The organism is Coxiella-like endosymbiont (assembly GCF_002871095.1).
GTDB lineage: Bacteria > Pseudomonadota > Gammaproteobacteria > Coxiellales > Coxiellaceae > Coxiella.
On the sequence record NZ_NSHJ01000003.1, the window covers coordinates 1 to 3,263 of the forward strand.

Genomic DNA, 3,263 nt, shown 5'->3' on the forward strand with positions numbered 1-3,263 from the left:
ATATAAATGTTACTATGATTTAGATTTATAAATACTCACTAGTTATAAATGCTACTATGATTTTTTTAAAAATTAAAAATCCTCGCCTTTCTATACTTTTGAATGTTTCGCTAATCAGCGCTCTCATCAATACCTTACTCGCTTTATTTAAAGTAAGTGTGGGAATTATTGGCTATTCTCAAGCTTTAATCGCTGATGGAATTCATTCTTTATCAGACCTCATTACTGACGGGCTTGTAGTTATAGCGGGTCATCTTGGAGCCCAATCACCAGACAAGGAACATCCTTACGGTTATAGACGTATCGAAACGATTGGAGCAATTATTATTTCGCTCATGCTCATTTTTGTTGCTCTGGGAATCATCACCTTTGATAATTTTTACCATATTCATTTTCACTCCACGATACCTACTTTTCCTGTCATTATTGTGGCAATTGTTTCTGTGATTGGAAATGAAAGTTTATTTCGCTACACACTAATAAAAGCAAAAAAAATTAATTCTGACCTCTTGCGTACTAACGCCTGGCATAACCGCAGTGATGCGCTCGTTTCGTTGATCGTTTTAGCAAGCGTGATTGGTACTCAATTGGGAATGACTTATCTTGATTTTGTCGGTGCCTTAATTATCGCACTTTTAATTTTGCGTATGGGTCTCAAAATGATATGGAAAAATATTCAAGAACTTATTGATACAGGTGTTGATGACGTAACTCTTAAAAAAATTACTAACATGATTTCTGTTGTCCCTGGTGTTCTTTCTATCCACCAATTACGAACACGTTCACACGGAGGTAATATTTTCATAGATGTGCATATTCAAGTCGTCCCCAAAATCAGTGTATCAGAAGGACATTACATTAGCGAGCAAGTACATTTACATCTTATGAAAAAGATTGCTCATATCGCTGATGTTACCGTGCATATTGATCCAGAAAATGACGCCACTTCAAGATCTTCATTAAATTTACCTAATCGTGAAGATATTCATCATTTATTAAAAGTTCATTTTCAAAATTTACCAAGTTTTAAAGAAATCCAGCGGACCATTTTACATTATTTAGACGGTAAAGTTTATATTGAAATTTATCTACCCTTAACAGTCGTTAAGGGTGAGCAAAAACAGTTAGAATTACAATATCAGGATCTTATTTCTCAGGTAAAATATATTGCCAAAGTATCTCTTTATTTTAAATAGTGGGTTCAGCTGCTTACGCCATGAAAAAAAAAACTTATTTATTTTATGACATCGAAACAACAGGTTTAAATAAATGCTTCGATCAAATTTTACAATTCGCTGCTATTCGAACTGATGCATCATTAAATAAACTAGAGCAGCATGAAATTCGCATTCGCCTCAATCTTGACATTATTCCTTCTCCTACAGCAATCATCACCAATCGAATATCAGTTAATAAAATGCTGTCCGGAAAACCGGAAATTGAAGCTATTCAAGAAATCCACCAATTAATGAACAACCCTGGTACTATTAGTGTTGGATATAATACACTTGGTTTTGATGACGAATTTTTACGCTTTTCCTTTTATCGGAATTTATTACCACCTTATACTCATCAATTTAATAATCAATGCGGTCGATTGGATCTTTTTCCAATCACGATTTTATATTATTTATATAAATCGGATATTTTAAATTGGCCAACCCCATTAAATATGAAATTAGAAAATTTATCCAAAATGAATAAACTAGCACATGGACAAGCTCATGATGCCATGGTAGACGTCAATGCATGTATTAGCTTAGCTAAAAAATTTATGGCTCACAAAAAAATGTGGCAATACGTCATTGGATATTTTGATAAGAAAATAGACACTCATCGATTAATCCAATTACCGATCGCAATTAAAAGCGCATTTTCTCATCATCCGGCAGGGCTTTTAATTCAAGGAAACTTTGGCTCAACACTTGCTTACCAAGCCCCCGTAATTGGATTAGGACCTCACAAGCATTATAAAAACCAATATATATGGTTACGTCTCGATTGCGAAGAATTATCAAATACCACGAAAAAAACTATTCCAGAAACTACCTATAGCATTCGTAAAATTGCAGGTGTTCAACCCATTGTTTTACCTGCTTTCAAGCGCTATCTTCATCATTTATCACCCAAGCGATTCCAGCTAGCAAATGAAAATAAACAATGGCTAATTGCCCACCCCGATATTTTCCAGAGTATTTGCGATTACTATCAAAATTTTATTTATCCTAACGTTCCAAATCTAGATTCCGATGCGGCTTTATATGCAATTGGTTTTTCTACACCTTACGAAGAATTTTTATTTAAACGCTTTCATCTTCTTTCTGTAGTAGAAGAGAAAGAAAAAATTGCCTTTGAATTTCCAAACCCAATCCGCAGAGAACAAGCTTTACGGTTAATCGGCAGAAATTATTTTAATCTCTTATCTAAAAAAAATCAACAAAATTTTTTTGAATATTTAAAGGATATCTATGATTGTGAAAAAAATTTATCTTTCGATTATCAGGGGAAAAGCCGATTTACTCGAAATGATGCTCTAAAAGAGATTGCTTTTTTAAGAAAAGAAAAAATTTTAGATGCAGAGCAATCTATTTTATTAGATGATTTAAGTAATTATTTATTAAATAAATTATTTAAATATCAATTTAATTAAAATATTTAAAAAATAATAAGTCTAATTAAAATATTAGAAAAAAGGAATATTTAATATCAGAATTTGATGAATATTTTTACTGTTTATAAATTTCTAAGAAACAATATGATCGAGATTTTTCAATTAAAAAATCTTAAAGAATATAGCAATATTAAATTCAATTCAGAACATGTAATGTGTTATATGGGAAGTTAATTATAATTAATGATATTTTCTATTACTACATAAAAAACATGTTACAAAATTTTAAAAAATCTACACTACTTTCTTAATCCAGTATTACTAAATTACGAATTAAAAAATTTATTATAAGCTAGATTCTGTCTTTAAAAAAAAATCAAGAATTACTATTAACTTTTTTAAAAGTTATCCTATTTTATTTTATATTACAGCTTATTATAGAGAATACAGTTCCTAGAACTGTACTAAAATAGTATCGAATAAATAAATTTTAGAAATTATCAACAAATCTTTTCTTATATGAAAGCCAAAAAATCAATACCAATCTTATTATATTTTATAAAACTTAGTTTTATCTACCCAATAAAATTTAACTACTTTTATCTATATTTCATAAGTCAAGATAAAAATATTGAAGTCCATGTTTTAAAAT

2 protein-coding genes are annotated in these 3,263 nt (G+C 30.1%); both read left to right on the forward strand.

Annotated features, from left to right (window positions below):
• Positions 1–56 precede the first annotated feature (56 nt).
• Entirely contained in the window at positions 57–1,196 is a 1,140-nt protein-coding gene (locus CLERM_RS00025; RefSeq protein WP_102156592.1) for a cation diffusion facilitator family transporter, read from the forward strand.
• Positions 1,197–1,216: 20 nt separating this feature from the next.
• Positions 1,217–2,650, forward strand: coding sequence for an exodeoxyribonuclease I (locus tag CLERM_RS00030; RefSeq protein ID WP_102156593.1), 1,434 nt, complete (start codon positions 1,217–1,219; stop codon positions 2,648–2,650).
• Positions 2,651–3,263: the final 613 nt, after the last annotated feature.